The organism is Paenibacillus algorifonticola, assembly GCF_050481745.1.
GTDB classification, from domain to species: Bacteria; Bacillota; Bacilli; order Paenibacillales; family Paenibacillaceae; genus Pristimantibacillus; species Pristimantibacillus algorifonticola_A.
This window is the reverse complement of the sequence record NZ_JBCNGR010000008.1, coordinates 491,406-510,358: the sequence shown is the minus strand read 5'-3', so window position 1 is coordinate 510,358 and position 18,953 is coordinate 491,406. Positions and strand designations below refer to the sequence as shown.

Below are 18,953 nucleotides of genomic sequence, written 5' to 3'. Positions count from 1 at the left end.
AGTTTCACACGTATAAATAGGCTTATATTTCTCGGACTGAAACACGCTGCACCGCCAGAGGATGGCGACAGCCGTTTCACCTTGGATGGCCAATTCAAGTGAATCGGAAAAAGGTATGTTTACAGGAATAGCGTCACATCGACGGAAATACGTAGCTTGCGACGATTTTCCACCTGATTTTTGGGGTGGAATTCTGTTCATTGTCAGATTTCCTATCATAGTGTCATACTTGGCTCATCTCCACAAGCGGCATCGTCAATGAGAGGTCAGGAAAGCTTACCTCAATAGACGAAGCAAACCAAACAAAAAGGGGCTGTGAACAAATGAAGCGTAGCAAAAGTAAAATGGCGATCAGAAAATGGATGGCGGGTACGTTCGCATTAACTGTATTGGTTACGGGCTGTTCAAACGGAGGCGGGGAAACGCCTGGCGCAAGCTCAAGCTCAAATGTAGGCGGCACAGCAGCTTCTTCATTAAAAGTAGAAATTTTTGACCGCGGCAATACGCCGCAGGGCTACACGATTACGGACAGCTACTTAACCCGTTACGTGAAGGACAACTTCAGTAAAACGAGCAACATTGATGTTCAATTCGTACCGATTCCCCGTTCAGAGGAAATTGCCAAGCTGAATGTGCTGATGGCAAGCGGCGATGATGTGCCGGATATCGTATTTACGTATGATCAAGCGACATTCGAACGGTATGCCGAGCAAGGGGGCCTCACCGATTTGACGGACTTATTAAATGAGCATGGACAAAATCTTAAGACGTTTCTGGGCGACGATACGCTTGAGTATGGACAAGTAGAAGGCAAACAATTTGCTATTCCGGGCAAAAGAACGATCACGGCTAGATATTCCTCATGGATTCGCCAAGATTGGCTGGATGCGCTTGGCATGCCGATGCCGGCGACGACAGACGAGCTTTACGAAACGCTTAAAGCGTTTAAAGAGAAGGACCCGGGTCAAACGGGAGGCAGCGTCATTCCGCTCGGCATGACCATTGAGCCTGGACAGCTGGAGCCATTGCTGTGGTCATTCGTTCAGCCGCAAAACAGCCTGACAACGGATGAGCAGCTCGCCAACCGCGATTATTTGCCAGTGCTGCCGGGCTTCAAGGAAGGCTTGCGTTTTATGAACAAGCTGTATAACGAAGGACTGATGAGTAAGGATTTTGGACTGGATCAAGATAAGAAGCAGCTCACACAGGATATTCAAAGCGGCAAAATCGGCATGTTCAGCGATGACTACGACAACATTTATTATAACGATGCGGCGTATGAGAACCTGCAGGCGAACAATCCGAAAGCGGTTCTCGCTCCAATCGATACGTATACGAATGCGGAAGGACTGCATGCAAAGCCTGAATATGCTTCCAACGGCCTTTACATCATGATTCCTAAATCAAGCAAGCATGCTGTAGAAGCGGTTAAATATTTGGATTGGATGTCCTCGACCAATGTGCTGATCGATATGCAAAACGGCGTTGTAGGCGAAAACTACGAGCTGAAGGATGGCATTCCAGTCGTACTGGAAAATGCGTCGCAGGAAGCGAAAGACAGAATTTATAACCTCGGCGATATTGTCATCGTAGCTAATGGCAGAATCGCAGGCGATGACGAGAAAAATAAAGAAGCCTTTATTTACGGGATGCCGACGAAATATCAAGAAGGCGTTCGCCAATCGATGGAATTTGCCGATACGGATACGATCGCCCCGGTCAAATTTGCCCGTCCGATCGAGAGTAAAACGAAATACGGCACTTCGCTTGAAAGCAAGCTTGATGAAATGATCGTAAAAACAACGATGGCTTCCCCAGATAAATTTGACAGCATCTTTGATACGGCATTGGAAGATTACATGTCCCGTGGCGGCAAGGAAGTAATGGACGAGCGTACGAAAGCTTATACAGAAGCGAAGTAAAGCAGCTTACGTTTTAGATAATAGACTAGGCAGGCAAGCTAGCAAACTAGCAGCAAGTAAAAGACAGGAGGACAGTGGGGAGCCGAACTGAATCGATATAGGCGGTTCTCCCTCTGCGCCAACTGTAAATGAAAGAAGGGGCGAACAACATTGAGCACAAACATTTATTTTCGCAGGTATTGGCAGCTTTACGCGCTGATTTCACTTCCGCTCCTTTATTTTCTGGTGTTCAAATATGGACCGATGTGGGGCGTGCAAATCGCATTCAAGGATTTCAACCTGTTTCAAGGCATTTCGGGCAGTGAATGGATTGGATTTGATGCTTTTGTAGAAGTTTTCAAAATGAAGGATTTTTATTTGACGCTTCGCAATACGTTAATGCTGAATATTTTGGATTTAATCGTCTCCTTCCCGGCTCCATTAATTTTAGCGATCATGCTGTATGAAGCGAAATGGGTTTGGTTCAAAAAAATATCGCAAACGATTTTGTATATTCCCCATTTCATCTCATGGGTCATTATAGGCGGCATAGTTTATCAAGTATTTGGCACGCAATCCGGCATGATTAACAATGTATTAAGCTCGCTTGGCTTTGATGCGATTCCGTTTCTAACGGATAAAAAGGATTGGCTCGTGACGTATTTGGCAACCGGCGTGTGGCAAAGCGCAGGCTGGGGAACGATTTTATATTTGGCCGCATTGACGGGCATCAACCGCGAGCTATTCGAAGCAGCGGAGGTTGATGGAGCAGGGCGCTTCAAACGGATTTGGCATATTACCCTTCCGGGCCTCAAAACGACAATTGTCACGCTCCTCATTATCAATCTAGGCAATATGATTACAATAGGCTTTGAACGGCCGTATATTATAGGCAATTTGGCCGTTCGCGAATATTCGGATGTGCTCAGCACCTTCGTTTACCGCGTTGGTATTCAGTCTGGCGAATATACGCTGGCGACCGTCGTCGGTTTATTCCAGGCGGTAGTGGGACTCATCTTCGTCCTTGGCGCCAATTATGCATCTAAAAAACTAACAGATGAGAGCATATTATAGCTCTTGCAGAAAGGTGCGGAGGATTCATGAATGAACGTACGGCTAACCGCGTATTTGACACGGTAAATATGGTTTTGCTTGCCTTGGCAGTTGTCGTTTGTATATTGCCGTTTCTGCATATTATTGCGGTGTCGCTCAGCTCCAACCTAGCGATTACGTCGGGCAAGGTCACCCTCTTCCCCGTCGGGTTCAACTGGGATGCGTATGGCAAGGTTTTTTCGGATATGACGATGATTCGGTCGTTAGGCTTTACTGTATTTCTTACGGCGCTGTGCGCTGCGCTCTGTATGGCGATGACAATTGTGGCCGCCTATCCGTTAACGAAATCGCAGCTTAAAGGACGCAAGCTGTTTATGATTCTAATCGTCATCACAATGTTTTTCACAGGCGGCATCATTCCCGAATATATCCTCGTGCGTGACTTGAATTTGCTCAATACGGTATGGGCGCTTGTCCTGCCGGGTCTGATTAGCCCATTTTATCTGATTATTCTGATTTCTTTCTTTAATGGCATTCCACAAAGCTTGGAGGAAGCGGCTGAAATCGACGGCAGCTCGCATTTTGGAACGCTGATGCGCATCATATTGCCGCTTTCTCTCCCCGTTATGGCGACGCTTTGCCTCTTTTACGCCGTCGGGCGCTGGAATGGCTTTCAGGATACGCTCATGTATATATCCAAGCCGGAGCTGTATCCGATTCAGCTCAAGCTGTATCAAATGATTCAGAACAATATGGTTTCTGAGCTGTCCAGCCTTGAGGGCAACAGCGGTGGACCAAAAATTACGCCGGAAAGCTTGAAATCAGCGAGTGTTATTTTTGCTACGGTTCCGATTTTGCTCGTATACCCATGGCTGCAGCGTTATTTTGTCAGCGGCGTCATGCTTGGAGCAGTGAAAGGATAATCAACCTCATCATGAATGACGCGAAAAAAATGCTGCTCAAGCTGCGAGCCTTATACTTGTTTACAGGGCTTGCTGGCGGTTTGTTCAATCCTTATTTAACGACGCTGCTCGTTCATCAAGGCATGTCCGCGGGTCAGGTAGGCATGATGATGTCGCTTGGCACGCTGCTGTCCATCATCGTTCAGCCGTTCTGGGGCTACATGGTGGACCGTTACCGCCAGACGAAGCTAGTGCTTGTATGCAGCATTGGGATGCCTGCGCTGCTCGCTTACTTTTATAATGTTCAACTATTTGCGCTGCTTGTCATCGTGTATACAACGTCGATTATTTTCAGCGTGACGCAAAGCCCAATCGCCGATTCCTATGCCGTTACCGCTGCCCGCGAAGGGCGCACCTCCTATGGGACGATTCGCAGCCTGGGGAGTTTAGGCACGGCGCTTGGCGGTTATGCGGGCGGCTTGTATTTATCTTATTTTTACATTACCCAGCTGTGGCTGCCGTTTTTTATATTCAGTGCGGCTGGAGTGGCCATGGTGCTGACGCTCTCGAATAAATCGGATAGTTACCAAGCGACGGTGAGCTTAACCGAAGGGTTCAAAAAATTGCTCAGCAACCGCAATTTCCTATGGTTTCTTGTGGCCTGCTTTTTTGTCAATCAGACGCTGACCGCTTACAACTCTTTTTTTGTGCTTTCCTTTCAAGAGGCAGGCGGAAGCTTCTCCATGGTCGGCTTTGCGCTGCTGCTCGCTTCGATGACCAATGTGCCCTCGATGCTGCTTGCAGCTAAAATTATTGCGAGGCTTGGCAAGGAACGAACGCTCGTCATTGCCGCTTTTGCTTATGCGCTGCGCTGGGCTGTGCAATGGCTGTTTCCGTATCCGCCTGTCATGATCGGCATCCAAGCGTTGCATGGCTTGTCGTTCGGACTCTTTTATGTTGCAGCGGTCGAGTATGTAGCAAACGTGTCGGGCAAGGAAATGCAGGCGACCGGGCAAAGTGTATTTAATATGGTTTTTGTCGGGCTCGGCGGCATTATTGGCAACCTGCTTAATGGATTTTTATACAATGAAGGCGGCGCACAATTGATGTATCTGGCATGCACGGTCAGTGCTATAATGGGCTTGTTGCTGTTACATGGCGTTAATAAAAGAAGCCGTTCTGTGCCTGGGCATTAATTAAGGCATAAAAACCGGGCGGATAATGGCGGAGCTTCTAGGGGGAGAAAGGGCATGGCATGGAAAGAATGGAGCCAGTTGTCGGAGGAGCGCCGTTATTTAGTCGATCAAGCGCTGGCTTATATGGATGCAAAGTATGATGAGAAGGCGAAGCTGATTGGCGACAGCGAGGAACATGGCAAGCACGGCACGAGGGGCAGTGGACATTACGCACTCGGACTGCTGCTGCGCAGCGAGCCGGGCGATATAGAGCGGGCTTGCGAAGTGCTCCATAAAATTATCGATTTGCAATTCGATGCGCCAGATGAAATTTACCATGGCACCTTCAAAAGCGCACTGGAGTCAATCGACCCGCCAGCGGGCAACTACCCTTGGAAAAGCTTAGGGCAGGGCCATGCTTATTTTCTAGCGCAAACGGTTGAAAAAATAACCGATCGCTTGGTCAGCGGCCTAGAGGGCGAGCAAGCGAAGAAGGAGTGGGCCGATCGGCTTGTGACGGCGGTAGATGAAGTGCTGCCTCCGGTTTGGAAAAGCTACGATCCGAATTGGCGGGAGTTTATCAGCTGCATTTTTGCAGTCATCCTGGAGCATTTCGAAGATAAGCTACCGCAGTCGCTGCTCGGTCGCATGGAGCAATCGATGATCAAGGCGGTTACCGGCTCCATAGAACGCCGCTTGTCGGATGTCGTCCCGATGAATTCCAATATTGAGCTGATGCATACGTTTATTGTCCATTTTTACGGCACACGCCTGCAGCGCAGCGATTGGCTGGAGCATGCGGGCCGTGAGGCGGAGAAGCTTCACGCCCGTTATGCGGAGTTTGGCTCCTTATCCGAATTCAATACGACAACCTATTATGGCGTCGATCTGACGGTGCTTGGTTTATGGCGGCAATACGGAAAGACGGTGGCCTTCAAGCAGCTTGGGCATGCGATGGAGAAGGGGCTTTGGGCTAACATCGCTGATTTTTATAATCCGTATATCGAAAATCTTTCCGGCCCGTTTGCCCGCGCCTATGAAATGGAAATGACCGCCCACAGCTCGCTGGGCGTTATGCTGTATTTGGCACTCGGCAAAGGCTATGAGCATTTTACCGCGATAAACTGCGAGACGGAGCATGATATTATGATCGCGCTTGTCGGCGTAGATGTACCGGAGGAGCTGCTTCCTCAGCTTTCCGAGCATCGTCGTGACCGGCTTGTGGAGCAGCCGTTCCGGGAGCTGTGTGAGCGGGATCAGCCGGATGCAAATACAAATTTATGTATGGCGAGGGCATGGATCGAGCAAGAGCTGATGATGGGCGCCATGTCAGGCAGCAAAAACACGAACGGCCAGCTTCACCCGGCCACTATTCATTGGAAGACGGCGGAGGGGCATAAATACGATCTCCGTCTCATTCGGCGCGAAGTCGGCAAGCACTGGAACACCCATCTGCGAGGTGTCTATTATGAAGCGGCAGTGAATGAACGCGAGCTTGAGGTAGAGGTTCAGTGCGGTGCCGCCGTTGATATTGAATTTTATTTTGAAATTACGGGGCAAGGGGTAGACGCGCGCGGCATTGCGGCCAATCGCTGGACGCTGCCAGGGCTGACGCTTGAAGTTGAGACGGATGCTCCAGCTCCCGTTGTGCAAGCTTTTGACGATCGTCTGGAAATCATTTATTTGGTACAAGCGAAAAAATCATTAGCAACGCCTGCTGCGCCCACTGCAATGAAATTTTTGCTCAGCAGAGTGTAGTGAAAGGTCTAGCACAGTGCCCCCGTTTCCGTTAGAAATGGGGGCGCTGCTTCATTCAAGCGGCGGCATTTGCTGCTGATCCTGCTGCGACTCTCCAGTTAATAGCGCTGCCTGATCAAAAGGCGAATGGGTACGCTTACTTCAACTCGTTCACGATCAACAGCCGATCATCCGTCTTTGCCGGGTTTCCTCTGCCATCGGTGTTATTGGTGATGACATATACGCGGCCATCCTTGATTTTCACATCGCGCAGCCGCCCTTCTCCATCAAACACGACCGACATATCCTTTGTTGCGGCGTCATAGCGATACAGTGCACTGCCCACTAGCGTAGCGATCAGCATTCGGTTCTGATCGTCAATGGCTGCACCGGAAGGCGCGATAGCCGGTTCTCCAGTATGATAGACGGGCGGGGTCATCCCACTGCCAGTTTGATCGCCATATACGGTGGGCCAGCCATAGTTGCCGCCAGGCTCGATAACGTTAATCTCATCATGACCGCCAGGCGAGCCCGATGGACCATGCTCCGTTACAAGCATGACACCTGTATCTGTCCAAGCCAGTCCCTGTGGATTGCGGTGCCCATATGAATAAACGTACGAATCCGGGAAAGGATTATCTGCTGGTACTTCGCCAGCGAGCGTCATGCGCAATATTTTGCCTGCCAGACTGTCTTTATCCTGTGATAGCTCAGGCTGCTGGGCATCCCCTGTCGTCATATACAGCAGCTTGTCCGGTCCATAGGCCATTCTGCCGCCATCATGATTATAAGCACCGGGTATTCCTTCCAGCATTACGCGTGTCTCATCCCAGCTCTCGCCGGTATGCTTCAGCTGCACGACGCGGTTGAGCATTTCTCCGTTTTCCTCATACGTATGGTATGCATACGCCTGCTGCGACTGTTCAAAATCCGGCGCCAGCAAAAAGCCCAGAAATCCGTTCTCGCCGCCGCCATGAACCGATTTAGACAGGTTAACGTTTTGTCTCGTCGATTGATCGCCCTCAATTCGGACGATATGGCCTTCCCGCTCACTAACGTATATAACGTCACCGGCAAACGCAATGACCCAAGGAGCTCGCAGTTTTTCTGCGACAACCTCATACGGTTCAGTCGATTCAGTCGATGGTTCCGTTGCATCGGATGCATCTGGCACAGCTGCATCCGATGCTGCTGCTGGCGATGCCTCCGTGGAGCGCGTAGCTGCCGCCGGATCTTCATTTTGTCCACAAGCGGCCAATACCCCTAACCATAGGCTCAACATAAGTACTGATGATACTCGTGTCCATTTCAAGATTCATCCTCTCCTTCTTGTTCCTCTATCACCTATTATTACGCTTCAGGCGCTTCGACGAAACAGAAAAATAAAAAGGGAAAGCTTCATCCCAGCCATACGTCGCAAGCAAGCAAAAACAGGCGCTGGCTCCAGCACCTGTATCTTTGGCAGAAGGAATATCATACTCGTCAGGATACAGACATGATGAAACACTCCAATATGCGATTAAACGGCTCCGGCGCGTCAAGCTGGGCGCAGTGGCCGGCACCGGGCAGCAGCACAAGCTGCGACAGCGTTTCTGCCTTGTGCCAGCTGTGCGCGTGATCGACAAGCACCTTCCAATCTTGATCTCCGTACACGAGCAGCATTTGGTAGGGGACAGGCGTATCTTTTTTCGTGAAAAAATCGCCCAGCCCCGACATGGCAACAAAAGAACGCCGATTAAACAGCTTCGCTCCTCGGGCGAATACATCCCGGCCATAGCTGCTGGCGCAGGAAATGGTCGTCACATAACGGCGAAACCGCCCCATGGAAAATAAAAAATAAAACAGCCACCGCAGTCCCTCGCGCTTCTGTTCCTTCCAAATTTCCACATTTTCGCGGTGAATGGAATAACCTCCGACAATCGTAACGGATAGCACCCGCTCGTTAAAACGTTCTGCGAAAGCTTGAGCTGCGAGCGAGCCGAGGGAAACGCCGACCACATGGCAGGCGGCAATGTTGTGCTTATCTAAAACCGCTGCCACAATGTGCGGCATATCTTTTAACGTCACTTTGGTGCCATGAACTTGGCTGCGGCCATGCCCTGGCATATCAAGGGTTATCACCTGATAGCCGCGCTTAAAATAGCTCGTCTGCGCGCAAAATACCTGATGATCCGCGAAGGCCGGGTGGAGAAACAATAGCGTTTGTTTTCCAGGGTTAGGCAGGAATTGATAAGCTATGCTGCTTTTGCGATACGACAGGTGCCGAGCAGTTACTAGAAGCTCGTTCATAGGAATAGGCCTCCACATTAGGATGCTTATCATTATATTCGAGCCGGCGGGCCGTCATGCCATAAGCAGGGAAGATGAATAGGGGATAGGCTTGCACAGCTTCTGTCTATGTTTCTACTAATTGTCATTGGTAAAAAAAGAACGCCGAAAGGGGATAGTCTCCTTTGACGTTCCTTTTATGCTTATGCTGTTTTGCTTTACGCGCAGCCTAGCTTATTTTTCACTAGACTTCCAGGCTCCAATGCTAGCTGGATGCTTTAACCTTCCACTCCAAAATGCCAGTGGATGCCGGGTTTTTCGACACCATTTCGATTCGCAGCGATGTCGTTGCGACAGGATTGAATGTTGTTGTGTTGAATTGGTTAATGCTCGTTCCGAGGCCGACGGCGTTTTGGACATCTACCCAAGCGCTGCCGTTCCAATATTTGATTTTATACGAGCTCGGCACATCAATACCGCCATTGTCCTTGAACCAGTACACATCCGTTTGTGTAACGGTGTAGCTTTTATCAAACGTATATTGAACCCATTGCGTACCGGTTTCCGGCCAGTTTCCATAAACCGCATGGTTGCGGTCGTTGGAATGAATCGGATCAAAGCCGTCATTGAGTGCGCTAATGCTTTCCCAAGGGGATACATAAGAGGATGTAACGGAAGCGTTAAGCGCAATGTTGCTCAAATTCGTATTCCCATTATCAGTTATGCCCGGGAATCGCGTAGCATCCTTCTTCACTTGGGTCCATGTATAACGCAGCATCCAAATGTCCCAGTTCGTAATCGTTGGCGAATTTCCTGCCCACATAATGGTAGGTACTGGGAAACCGCCCGGAGGACGCTCGTTCGCCTCATAAAAGTCTGGCAACCCAAAGCCATGGCCAATTTCATGTTCTGTAATTTGAATTTCATTGGAGTTGACGGTGCTCAAAATGTAATCGTCGGACATACGCTGGCCCCAATCGCCGCCTGCTCCGCCGCCAAAGCCTGATGTTGCCCACAAATACATATCAAAGCGCTTGTCGAGTCCGCCCGGATAAACATAGTTGGGATTCGTAAAATGGTCAAAGCGAGACAAAGCGCTCGGCGCTACAGGCAGCTTCGATGGGATAGCGGGATTAGAGGTGCTCAATTGGTCAGTTATATAATCTGTATAGATGATTTCATCTGCTTGCTTGTCTAAAATTTGCGCGGAGTTGGCTACGGCCCAGCCCACGATTTTCACTTGAATGTCTCCGTAAGGCCAGCCGTCATAATCCTTCAAATGCTTCGTCCAGTTATTCATTTGGCGCTGGAGCATGGCGGCAAGATCCTTGCGCTGCTGGAGCGTCAAGTTTTTGCCCGATTGCCAGCGCACGACGTAATTTAAAGTACCTTTTCCAGCAACGATTTGATCAAAAATCAGGTTTTTGCGAATTGTCGAGCCTTCCGTTACCATGCGATTAGTCCATACCCACTCAACGGAGCTTTTGAGGTTCGCAGGCATGTCTGCAAGCGTAATGCTGCTGACCGCGGCGGCTGAAGCCTGATAAGCGATTGCTGGCGTAATCGTTGGCAGCGCCGGAGCTGCTGATGCAACGGTAAGGCTGCTTGCAAGCAGGGAGCCCGAGAGCAAGAAGGAAGTCAAGATGAGGCTGGTTTTCTTTAACATTTGTGGTCCTCCATTTTCTGTGATTGGATTTTTTTAAAACGGCTAGCTGACCCTCATCCCCACATGTGCTTTGATTTTGAATTTTTGGATACATCTAGCAAAATATCATTTCGTCTATCATTTTACAATAGATGAAAAAAATAGGAAAGTATTATTTTGTAAATTGCTGCTGAAATTTGTGGATAACCGTCGAATCATGCAGCCGCCGAGCGGAAAATAACGTTGTGGTGAGGGTAGTGCGGTGCTGGCCGATTAAACTAAAAATAAACAGAAAGGCAAAAAAAGACGTTCCCCATTTAGCTGTCCTGAATTGGAGGGAACGTCTTTTTTTATCTAAATATTGAGCAAGCATCGGCAGTCAAGGACCCGCTGCTTAAACAGCCAAAGCCATCAAGCGAGGCCTGTGGGTAGGCTGATGCTTGATGGCAAAGCAAGTTTTATAGAAGCAAATCTCCTTTTCGTTCCCGATGCCACTTGTATGCAAGCAAACCAGCTGCGATTGTGAAAAACAACCCGTAAGCAAGTGGCTGTGCGTACTTCGGTCTGTACAACATAATGAGTTCCTCAATCAGCACACGGGAAAGCGGCTGTATAATGAGATAGATATAAGGAATTTGCAGCGCAACGAGCGCCATATAATTCACAGAGATGCTGGAGAAGAAAGCTGCCGCCAGAGCAGTAATCAAGCCAAGCACATAAAGGACGGCAACCGTCAGCATGATAAACTGGGCAAACGTAAGATCATACCAGAAGTAGGGAAAATTAAAGGCAGAGTTGATGGGTGCTTCGTAAAATAATTCAATGCCCGGCTGCTGACTGTACAATAGAAAAAAGCATCCGAGCTGTATCGAAATAATTAGCACAGCGGACAGCAGTGCTGCAATCAGCTTGCTGCGGAACAGGCTGCGCCCGATTCGCGAGGCATGCTGGAGATGAACGACCCGGCTGCGCCTGTCGCGCAAAAAAATCGGCGATACGATTAGCAAAATGCTGACTATGCTTATGGCATACACATAAAATATCACATTTTTAAAATTATCATAAATCATGGATGGAAAAATCGTATTCAGCGTGCCAGACGCCACCATTTCATCCATTCGCTGCAGGGCGGCCGCATCCTCATTTGAAAGATTGGCATAAGGTCGCTCCAGCCTGCGTTCATATTGCTCGATTAAATACTCTCTGCCCTGCAGCTCCCAGAACAAATCAATGCCGGGGTTGAACATCGCGTAGCGATCTAATTCATCCCATTCCTTATTGCCGCTGAACACATCCACTGCACGAAAAGCCTCATAAGTAGAAATGCCAGCCTTCTTAAACTGCGGGTCATCATGCATAAGCTGCTCAGCTTCCTGAACCCTTTCGTGATAGCTCAGCTTGAACTGTTCGAATTCCGCTTCATCAAGCTCCAGCCCATATTGCTCCTGCATCTCGATGACAACCTTATACGTATCTTTATCGGGCCTGCCATTCGGGAAATATTCAAAATAAAACTGGATGAACATCAAATAAAAAAGGACGTTCAGTACAGCGACTAAAACGATCATTTTCAGGCTAAAAAGCTTTTTCATTTCGTGAAGGACGATCCTCATGGCTGCACCTCCGATTAATGGATATTTTGGCGTTTAAATTGCTTTAGGCACACGTAACAGAGAGCAGCCAGCACAACGGCCCAGCCGCCTGCGGTCATCCATTCCCAATCCCGGATCATATTGAACGCCCCGCCTGCCGTGAACCATATATGCGGATTGAGTATGAGTTGAAAGGGAGTAAAGCCCGCATAAAATAGTAGCTCCGAGCTCGTCGGTACGACTCTTCCTAGCAGGAGCAGGCTGCCGAATAGTACGGCAAAACTGCCATATACAAAGTAGCTGCTGCGGATAAAAAATCCGAGTACAAAGGCCAAGGCAGCGAAAATCAGCTGAAGCCCGTACATAAGTGCTACAGCGCAGCCCAAATATTTGCCGAACGATAGATCGTGCCAAGTGAGAAATGGAAAGGCCATGCCTGGCTCCCAGGTGAAAAAGCTGCTGATCGGCACCTGCCACAGTCCCTTGTAGCTGAATGTGAGAAAGTAGGCGGAAAGGGAAATGCCAGCCAGTATAGTTGTCAGTGCAGCGGTAGCAGCAAGCGCGGCAAGCAGCTTGTCCGTTTGCAGCTTTCGTCCATGCCTGGCTGAATAAAACAATAAATGCGTATGCTGTTCAAATTCATTTTTGCTTAAAAAGACGGATAGGAGCGCGGCTAAAATCATTAGCTCAAGCAAAAGCATCCGAAACAGGCTTTTAAACAGCATCGAGTGCGTTCCATACAGCTTGCCATCGAAAAATAAATGCTTATATTCACCGCTTGCCTCAAGCTGCTGAAGCCGTGTGTCCAGCCTGGCATAACGCTCTTTCAAAGCAGTGGCAGCTTGCCCGCTAAGGCCGTACAATTGGATTTGTCCTTCAGCCATCCGGCTCGTATCCAGCTTGGCATAGACTTCATCGATCTCCTGCATTCGCGCAGCATAATGCTGCAAAATGCTCAGCCGATGAAAGCTGGCGATTTCAGATTCCAGAAATAGGCCCGGCTGCTGATTATATTGTTCAAGCGCAGCCAGCATCTGATCGGTTATTCGCGCACCGAATTGTCCAGCCATTGTGTTCAGCACCGCCATATCCTGCCGTTTATACGACTGCTGCATAATGTAGAGCAGATTAAATGCGAGAAAGAGGGCGAGCAGTGCTAAAATAACCGGAGAGAGCAGCGCTTTTCTCAGCTCATAGCGCCAGATAATCCCCCTCATGGCGTTTTATCCGCCTGCGCCTCATCCTGGTAAATATAAATGAACACATCCTCCAAATTAGGAATAGCTATCGTCCAATCCGGCTGCGGTTGGCCGCTGCCAATAAAACGGAATTTCAGCCTTCCTTGCTCCTGACGCTCCGAGATGGACAAATACTTGCCCCGAAAGTGATCAGCTTCCTCATAATCGACAGTCGTTTCGTATACCATTCCCTCAAGCAGGCGGCAAATGTCCGCGATGGGGCGTTTGTGCAGCACCCGCTTGTCCTTGATCATAATAATTTCATCGGCAATCGATTCCACATCAGAGACGATATGGGTCGATAAAATGACGATGCGATTGCGGGCAAGCTGGGCCAGCATATTGCGAAAGCGGACGCGTTCCTTCGGATCAAGCCCTGCGGTTGGCTCGTCAAGGATGAGAATGCGCGGATCATTCAGCATCGCTTGCGCAATGCCGACGCGCTGGATCATGCCGCCGGAAAACTTGCGCATCTTTTTATCCATGACATCCTCCAGCGCAACGAGCTTCAGCAGCTCGGCAATTCGCGGCTTGGCTTCCGCTGCGCGCATGCCTTTCAAGGCGGAGATGTAAAGTAAATATTTGCGCGGGCTGTAATGCTTGTAATAACCAAATTGCTGCGGAAGATAGCCGAGCTGCTCGCGATAGCGCTCATCCGCTTTTATAATATTTTCCCCGTTGTATAAAATTTCGCCTTCGCTTGGAAACAGCAGCGTGACGAGCATTTTAATGAGCGTTGTTTTGCCAGCGCCATTTGGGGCAAGCAGCCCATATACGCCATTCGTAAATTCAAGATTAATGTCCTCCAGCGCGCTAAAGCTGCCGAAGCGTTTGGAAACCTGCTGTACAGTCAGCATCTTAAATCGCTCCTTCCGGATTTTGCAGTTTTCGCAATTGGTTCAGACTTTTGATATATAACGCCCCGCAGACAGCTGTTAAAAGCAAATAAACGGAGACAGGAATCGTTTGAAGCAGCTGTATATACCCTGTGCTATACAAAGCTTTCAAGCCGATGTTGCCGGCAAACCAGAGCGAGATCAGGGCGTATTTCGTTATGTCCGAGCGAATGCGGAGTATGATATACAGAAAAACAACGGAAAACAAAAACAGTGACGAAGCTGAAAGCGCCAGCGCAAACAGCAAATGAATGTGCTGAAACATAGCGGAAGCAGCAAGCACGAGCGCTACATTCAGCGCCAGACAGATGAGGCTAAAAGCTAGCATCCGCAGCGAAGCAAGCTGATACACATTGTATTTGCACACCATTTCCGTTTCATACGTATCGCTATGCTTGCGGCGAACGAAGAAGAGGGTGGATACAAGGAGGTAGAGGACGGGCGATCCAATAAAGATAGCGGCATAAATATCCTCCTCTATGACCTGCGAATGGCTTGATTCTAAAAATAGGGCGAATAGCAAAAGCAGAGAGCCGGCAGCAAGCGCAAAGGCAATTTCCGTCCAGTCATGAAACATATAACGAAAGCCAAGACGGGTATACATTAAGCGCAAGTAGGCTGAAAAGGTTTGCTTCGGCACAAGCCCCCGTGCCACAATCAGATTGATTTGCTGCTCGATTTCCAGCTCGCTTGGCAGCTCAATCGTCTCCGTTTTATCGGTTTTCATCGTAATCGTCTCCCAATCTGTTTTTCAGCTTTCTGAGCATCGTATAATATTTCGTTTTGACGGTCGATTCCGGCATATGCAGCAGCGGAGCAATGTCGGCAAACGTATATTCGGCGAAAAATTTGAGCCGGAAAATATGCTGAGCGGCAGCATCCATCTCGTTTACAAGCTGCAAAACAGCTTCAACCTGTTCTTTTTGCTCAATTTCCAGCGTGAAATCCTCCTCCTCGGCGATTTCTTCATCCATCGCTGTCGTTCGTTGATCGTAGCGATAGTACCGCGAGCGGTAATAGTCGACGATCCGGTTCGTCGCAAGCTTGTACAGCCATGCTCGAAAGGAACCCTTGCCTCCGTCATAGTGCCCGATCGCCTGCAGCATATGGATGAAGATGTCCTGTGTGAGATCCATGGACAGCTGTTTATTCGTCGTCTGTCTATACACATAGCTGTACATTTCTTTGTAATAATGGCGGATCAGCGCGTTCGCTGCTGCCTCGCTTGATTGTTTTTGAATTTGCTTAATCCATGCTGCTTCCGTCTCCATGCGCCCTCTCTTTTCCTAAAACGTTATGCTGCTCGACATGTTTTGCCGCTTATTTATATATTCGTAGTGTAGCGTAAAATAGTTTGGCTGAAATAAATCTTTTTCCAGCCCACTTGAAAAAGCGCTGCAGGCATTCTCGTATTAAATCAGGCGGAACATCCAATCCTTTTGTTGTATAATGGGAAATATATGAACACTCTATTAAAGGAAAGCAGCGCATAAATTGGTTAATGGGGAAAGAGGCAGATACGAATGAAGATATGGGATATGCCGAAGCTGCCGGTACCGGAGCAGTTGGAGAAGCAGATGCGCATACTCGCTGCGCTGGATTTGATGATGTGCGAAGAAGAATGGCTTCGCGTTCACCGTTATGATTCCGCATGGTCGAATGATGAAACGATGGGCAGCTTGAACAATGGAGCGGGCGATGTTGTATTTGTCGTTTTTGCACCGGAAGGGGCCATTATCAAAGGTTTCGACCATGAATCGCCTTACAGTCCGCATGCGCAGGAGGAATACGGCACCTGGCCGGGCATTTATGATGAGGTGCCAGAAGCGCTGCTGCATCGTATACGGGATGTGGCATTCACCCATGAGGATGTTACCTTCTGCATATGGTGGGAAAATGGAAATTCTGTGTGGCACAGTAGCGAATATGAGCAGCCGGATGGTTGGGAAGATGGAGCGGATTTTCTCCTAGGCTATTTGTGCGATTCGCCCGAAAGCTATCAGGAGTGGGCGCAAGGCTACTTTGAGGAGGAGCTGGATTTGGCAGCCGTGCGCGCGGTTTTTGAAGGTGCCGAGATAACAGAAGAACTCATCGCCAGCCTGAATCCGGAGCGAGACGCTGAGGAAGCGCTGGAGGAACTGGAATCGCTTGGCCTTCTGGCACTTTCATAAGGAATGAGTGGGTTTACAGCTTGATCGGAGTATATTATAATCGTCACTGACAAGTAAATAAAACTCGCTGTGAGACTAATGAGAACAGCCGCTGGATTGAGTATATAAATTCCAAATATGGGGTGTATACATTCTTTCTGTCGGCTTTTTTTAATTGATAGCCATTGAAATCGTTTACAGCTTTACAGCCGAAGCAGTGATATTAGCAGCCGTGAATGGTTGCGAGGTTTGGAGGGAACAAGCATGCAGCCGAATACGGTTATTCCGGCGATTCGGAATTTCAAGGAATTAGAGCAGGCGCTGGCCTCGCCGCAGCAGATCTTATTTTTGCTCGAGGGCGAGCTTATCCAATTGCAGGGCATTGCGGATGCGGTAAGAAGTGCGGGCAAAAAGCTGTTTTTGCATCTGGATATGGTCAAGGGCATTAAGGACGATGAGGCCTCCATTCATTATTTAGCCAAGGCAATCAAGATTGATGGCGTCATCAGCACAAGAACATCGAGCCTTCTACTTGCCAAGAAGCATAAGCTGGCAGCCATCCAGCGCGGATTTCTCATTGATTCGCATTCGGTCAAGACGATTATTAATACGGCGGCGCATGTGAAGCCCGATTACATCGAGCTGCTGCCAAGCTTCGCCCACTCCATGGTCGGCAAAATCAGGCAGGAGACGAATACGGAAATTATTTTGGGCGGCTTTGTGCATACGCGTGAGGATTTGCCCGCTTTGTTCGGTTCTGGGGCCATTGCGGTTTCATCCAGCAATGCGGCGCTGTGGAACGTGTAAATCAGGAGGTTATTGAATTGATGGAAAAATATATATTGGCGCTCGATCAAGGCACGACAAGCTCACGAGCTATTCTTTTTAATAAAAAAGGGGAAAAGGTTCATACCGCCCAACAGGAGTTTAAGCAATATTTTCCAAAATCAGGTTGGGTCGAGCATAACGCCAATGAAATTTGGGGCTCTATACTCGCCGTCATTGCCGCCTGTTTGTCTGAATCAGGCATTAAAACGCAGCAGATTGCTGGAATCGGCATTACGAACCAGCGTGAAACGGCGATTGTATGGGATCGCGAAACAGGGGTTCCGATTTACAATGCCGTCGTCTGGCAATCGCGCCAAACGGCAGAGATTTGCGAGCAGCTTAAGACTGATGGCCATGAGCCGTTGTTCCGCAGCAAGACGGGCTTGCTTATTGATGCTTATTTCTCAGGCACGAAGGTGAAATGGATTCTTGATCATGTGGAGGGCGCGCGGGAGAAGGCTGAGCGTGGCGAGCTTATGTTCGGAACGGTCGATACGTGGCTGATCTGGCGCCTGTCCGGGCGCAAAGTCCATGTAACGGATTATTCCAATGCTTCGCGCACACTAATGTATAACATTAACGAGCTAAAATGGGATGAAGAGCTGCTGGAGCTGCTAACGGTACCAGCTAATATGCTTCCAGAAGTACGTCCTTCCTCTGAGGTCTACGGCTATACTGACGAATATCATTTTTTCGGCTGCAAAATTCCGATCTCCGGCATCGCAGGCGACCAGCAAGCGGCCTTGTTCGGCCAAGCCTGCTACCAGGAAGGCATGGCAAAAAACACTTACGGCACAGGCTGCTTCATGCTGATGAACACGGGTGAAAAAGCAGTGGTGTCCGAGCATGGCTTGCTGACTACAATTGCTTGGGGGATAGACGGCAAGGTTGAATATGCACTGGAGGGCAGTATTTTTGTAGCGGGCTCTGCTATTCAATGGCTGCGGGATGGCCTGCGCATGCTGCAAAATGCGACGGACAGCGAGCAGTACGCCGCGCGTGTCGATTCGACGGAAGGCGTTTATGTCGTTCCGGCGTTTGTTGGACTAGGCACGCCTTATTGGGATAGCGACGTGCGCGGTGCGGTATTCGGGCTGACACGCGGCACGACCAAGGAGCATTTTATTAGAGCGACGCTAGAGGCGCTCGCTTACCAGGCGCGCGATGTGCTTGCGGCTATGGAGGCTGATTCTGGGCTAACGCTGAAAACGCTGCGCGTCGATGGCGGAGCCGTGAAAAATGACTTCCTCATGCAGTTCCAGAGCGATATTCTCGGCGTTCCGGTCGAGCGCCCGGTCAATGCAGAGACGACGGCACTTGGCGCAGCCTATTTAGCTGGACTCGCCGTAGGCTTCTGGACCAGCCGCGAGGAAATTATGGAGCAATGGCACAAGGAGCGGTCGTTCCAGCCCGCCATGGAGGAAGAGCGTAAAGAAAAGCTCTATACCGGCTGGAAAAAAGCAGTGAACGCCGCGAGGGCGTTTAAATAAAAGAACGGCCCCCTGGTTGCCGGGGCAGTCATAAATAGGGGCAATTCCTGCTGTCATGAAAGATGACTTTAGGAATTG

16 protein-coding genes are annotated in these 18,953 nt (G+C 49.3%); 8 read left to right on the top strand and 8 right to left on the bottom strand.

Translation table 11 applies throughout. The features are described 5' to 3' along the window. The first annotated feature begins 323 nt into the window (after positions 1–323). The 5 genes from ABEW34_RS09850 (at position 324) to ABEW34_RS09830 (ending at position 6,789) form a co-directional block, all read left to right on the top strand. Complete coding sequence (locus ABEW34_RS09850) at positions 324–1,922, top strand: extracellular solute-binding protein (protein ID WP_430157654.1); 1,599 nt, start codon at positions 324–326, stop codon at positions 1,920–1,922. A gap of 150 nt (positions 1,923–2,072) precedes the next feature. After that, positions 2,073–2,975 (top strand): ABC transporter permease, encoded by a 903-nt coding sequence (locus tag ABEW34_RS09845; RefSeq protein WP_430157652.1) that lies wholly within the window; start codon positions 2,073–2,075, stop codon positions 2,973–2,975. Between the two features lie 26 nt (positions 2,976–3,001). Continuing rightward, positions 3,002–3,877 carry a carbohydrate ABC transporter permease gene (locus ABEW34_RS09840; RefSeq protein ID WP_430157650.1) on the top strand — a complete coding sequence of 292 codons (876 nt, stop codon included), beginning with the start codon at positions 3,002–3,004 and terminating at the stop codon, positions 3,875–3,877. Between the two features lie 11 nt (positions 3,878–3,888). Next, positions 3,889–5,052 carry an MFS transporter gene (locus ABEW34_RS09835; protein ID WP_430157648.1) on the top strand — a complete coding sequence of 388 codons (1,164 nt, stop codon included), beginning with the start codon at positions 3,889–3,891 and terminating at the stop codon, positions 5,050–5,052. 54 nt (positions 5,053–5,106) lie between these two features. Further along, positions 5,107–6,789, top strand: a complete 1,683-nt coding sequence (locus ABEW34_RS09830; RefSeq protein ID WP_430157645.1) for a hypothetical protein — start codon at positions 5,107–5,109, stop codon at positions 6,787–6,789. A 136-nt stretch (positions 6,790–6,925) separates the two neighbouring features. Here the strand turns inward: ABEW34_RS09830 and ABEW34_RS09825 are convergent, their stop codons facing one another. From ABEW34_RS09825 to ABEW34_RS09790, 8 genes are all read right to left on the bottom strand, one after another. Then, positions 6,926–8,080, bottom strand: a complete 1,155-nt coding sequence (locus ABEW34_RS09825; RefSeq protein ID WP_430157642.1) for a PQQ-dependent sugar dehydrogenase — start codon at positions 8,078–8,080, stop codon at positions 6,926–6,928. A 170-nt stretch (positions 8,081–8,250) separates the two neighbouring features. Continuing rightward, positions 8,251–9,057 (bottom strand): alpha/beta fold hydrolase, encoded by an 807-nt coding sequence (locus ABEW34_RS09820; RefSeq protein ID WP_430157639.1) that lies wholly within the window; start codon positions 9,055–9,057, stop codon positions 8,251–8,253. Positions 9,058–9,301: 244 nt separating this feature from the next. After that, positions 9,302–10,702 (bottom strand): discoidin domain-containing protein, encoded by a 1,401-nt coding sequence (locus ABEW34_RS09815; protein ID WP_430157636.1) that lies wholly within the window; start codon positions 10,700–10,702, stop codon positions 9,302–9,304. Positions 10,703–11,139: 437 nt separating this feature from the next. Then, the gene (locus ABEW34_RS09810; RefSeq protein WP_430157633.1) at positions 11,140–12,294 is read right to left on the bottom strand and encodes a hypothetical protein; all 1,155 of its coding nucleotides are present in this window, start codon (positions 12,292–12,294) and stop codon (positions 11,140–11,142) included. Between the two features lie 14 nt (positions 12,295–12,308). After that, positions 12,309–13,490: a hypothetical protein gene (locus ABEW34_RS09805; protein ID WP_430157632.1), complete on the bottom strand. Its 1,182-nt coding sequence runs from the start codon at positions 13,488–13,490 to the stop codon at positions 12,309–12,311. Next, positions 13,487–14,368 (bottom strand): ABC transporter ATP-binding protein, encoded by an 882-nt coding sequence (locus tag ABEW34_RS09800; RefSeq protein ID WP_430157630.1) that lies wholly within the window; start codon positions 14,366–14,368, stop codon positions 13,487–13,489. The genes ABEW34_RS09805 and ABEW34_RS09800 overlap by 4 nt, the downstream gene beginning before the upstream one ends. Position 14,369: 1 nt before the next feature. Continuing rightward, complete coding sequence (locus tag ABEW34_RS09795; RefSeq protein ID WP_430157627.1) at positions 14,370–15,134, bottom strand: hypothetical protein; 765 nt, start codon at positions 15,132–15,134, stop codon at positions 14,370–14,372. Continuing rightward, positions 15,121–15,678: an RNA polymerase sigma factor gene (locus tag ABEW34_RS09790; protein WP_430157624.1), complete on the bottom strand. Its 558-nt coding sequence runs from the start codon at positions 15,676–15,678 to the stop codon at positions 15,121–15,123. Before ABEW34_RS09790 ends, ABEW34_RS09795 begins: the two co-directional genes overlap by 14 nt. 252 nt (positions 15,679–15,930) lie before the next feature. On the opposite strand from ABEW34_RS09790, the gene ABEW34_RS09785 reads away from it, so the two are divergent. From ABEW34_RS09785 to glpK, 3 genes are all read left to right on the top strand, one after another. Continuing rightward, positions 15,931–16,578, top strand: coding sequence for a hypothetical protein (locus tag ABEW34_RS09785; RefSeq protein ID WP_430157621.1), 648 nt, complete (start codon positions 15,931–15,933; stop codon positions 16,576–16,578). Positions 16,579–16,821: 243 nt separating this feature from the next. Beyond that, entirely contained in the window at positions 16,822–17,364 is a 543-nt protein-coding gene (locus ABEW34_RS09780) for a glycerol-3-phosphate responsive antiterminator (RefSeq protein WP_430157618.1), read from the top strand. Between the two features lie 20 nt (positions 17,365–17,384). Further along, the gene (gene glpK, locus ABEW34_RS09775) at positions 17,385–18,875 is read left to right on the top strand and encodes a glycerol kinase GlpK (RefSeq protein ID WP_430158559.1); all 1,491 of its coding nucleotides are present in this window, start codon (positions 17,385–17,387) and stop codon (positions 18,873–18,875) included. The last annotated feature ends 78 nt before the right edge of the window (positions 18,876–18,953 follow it).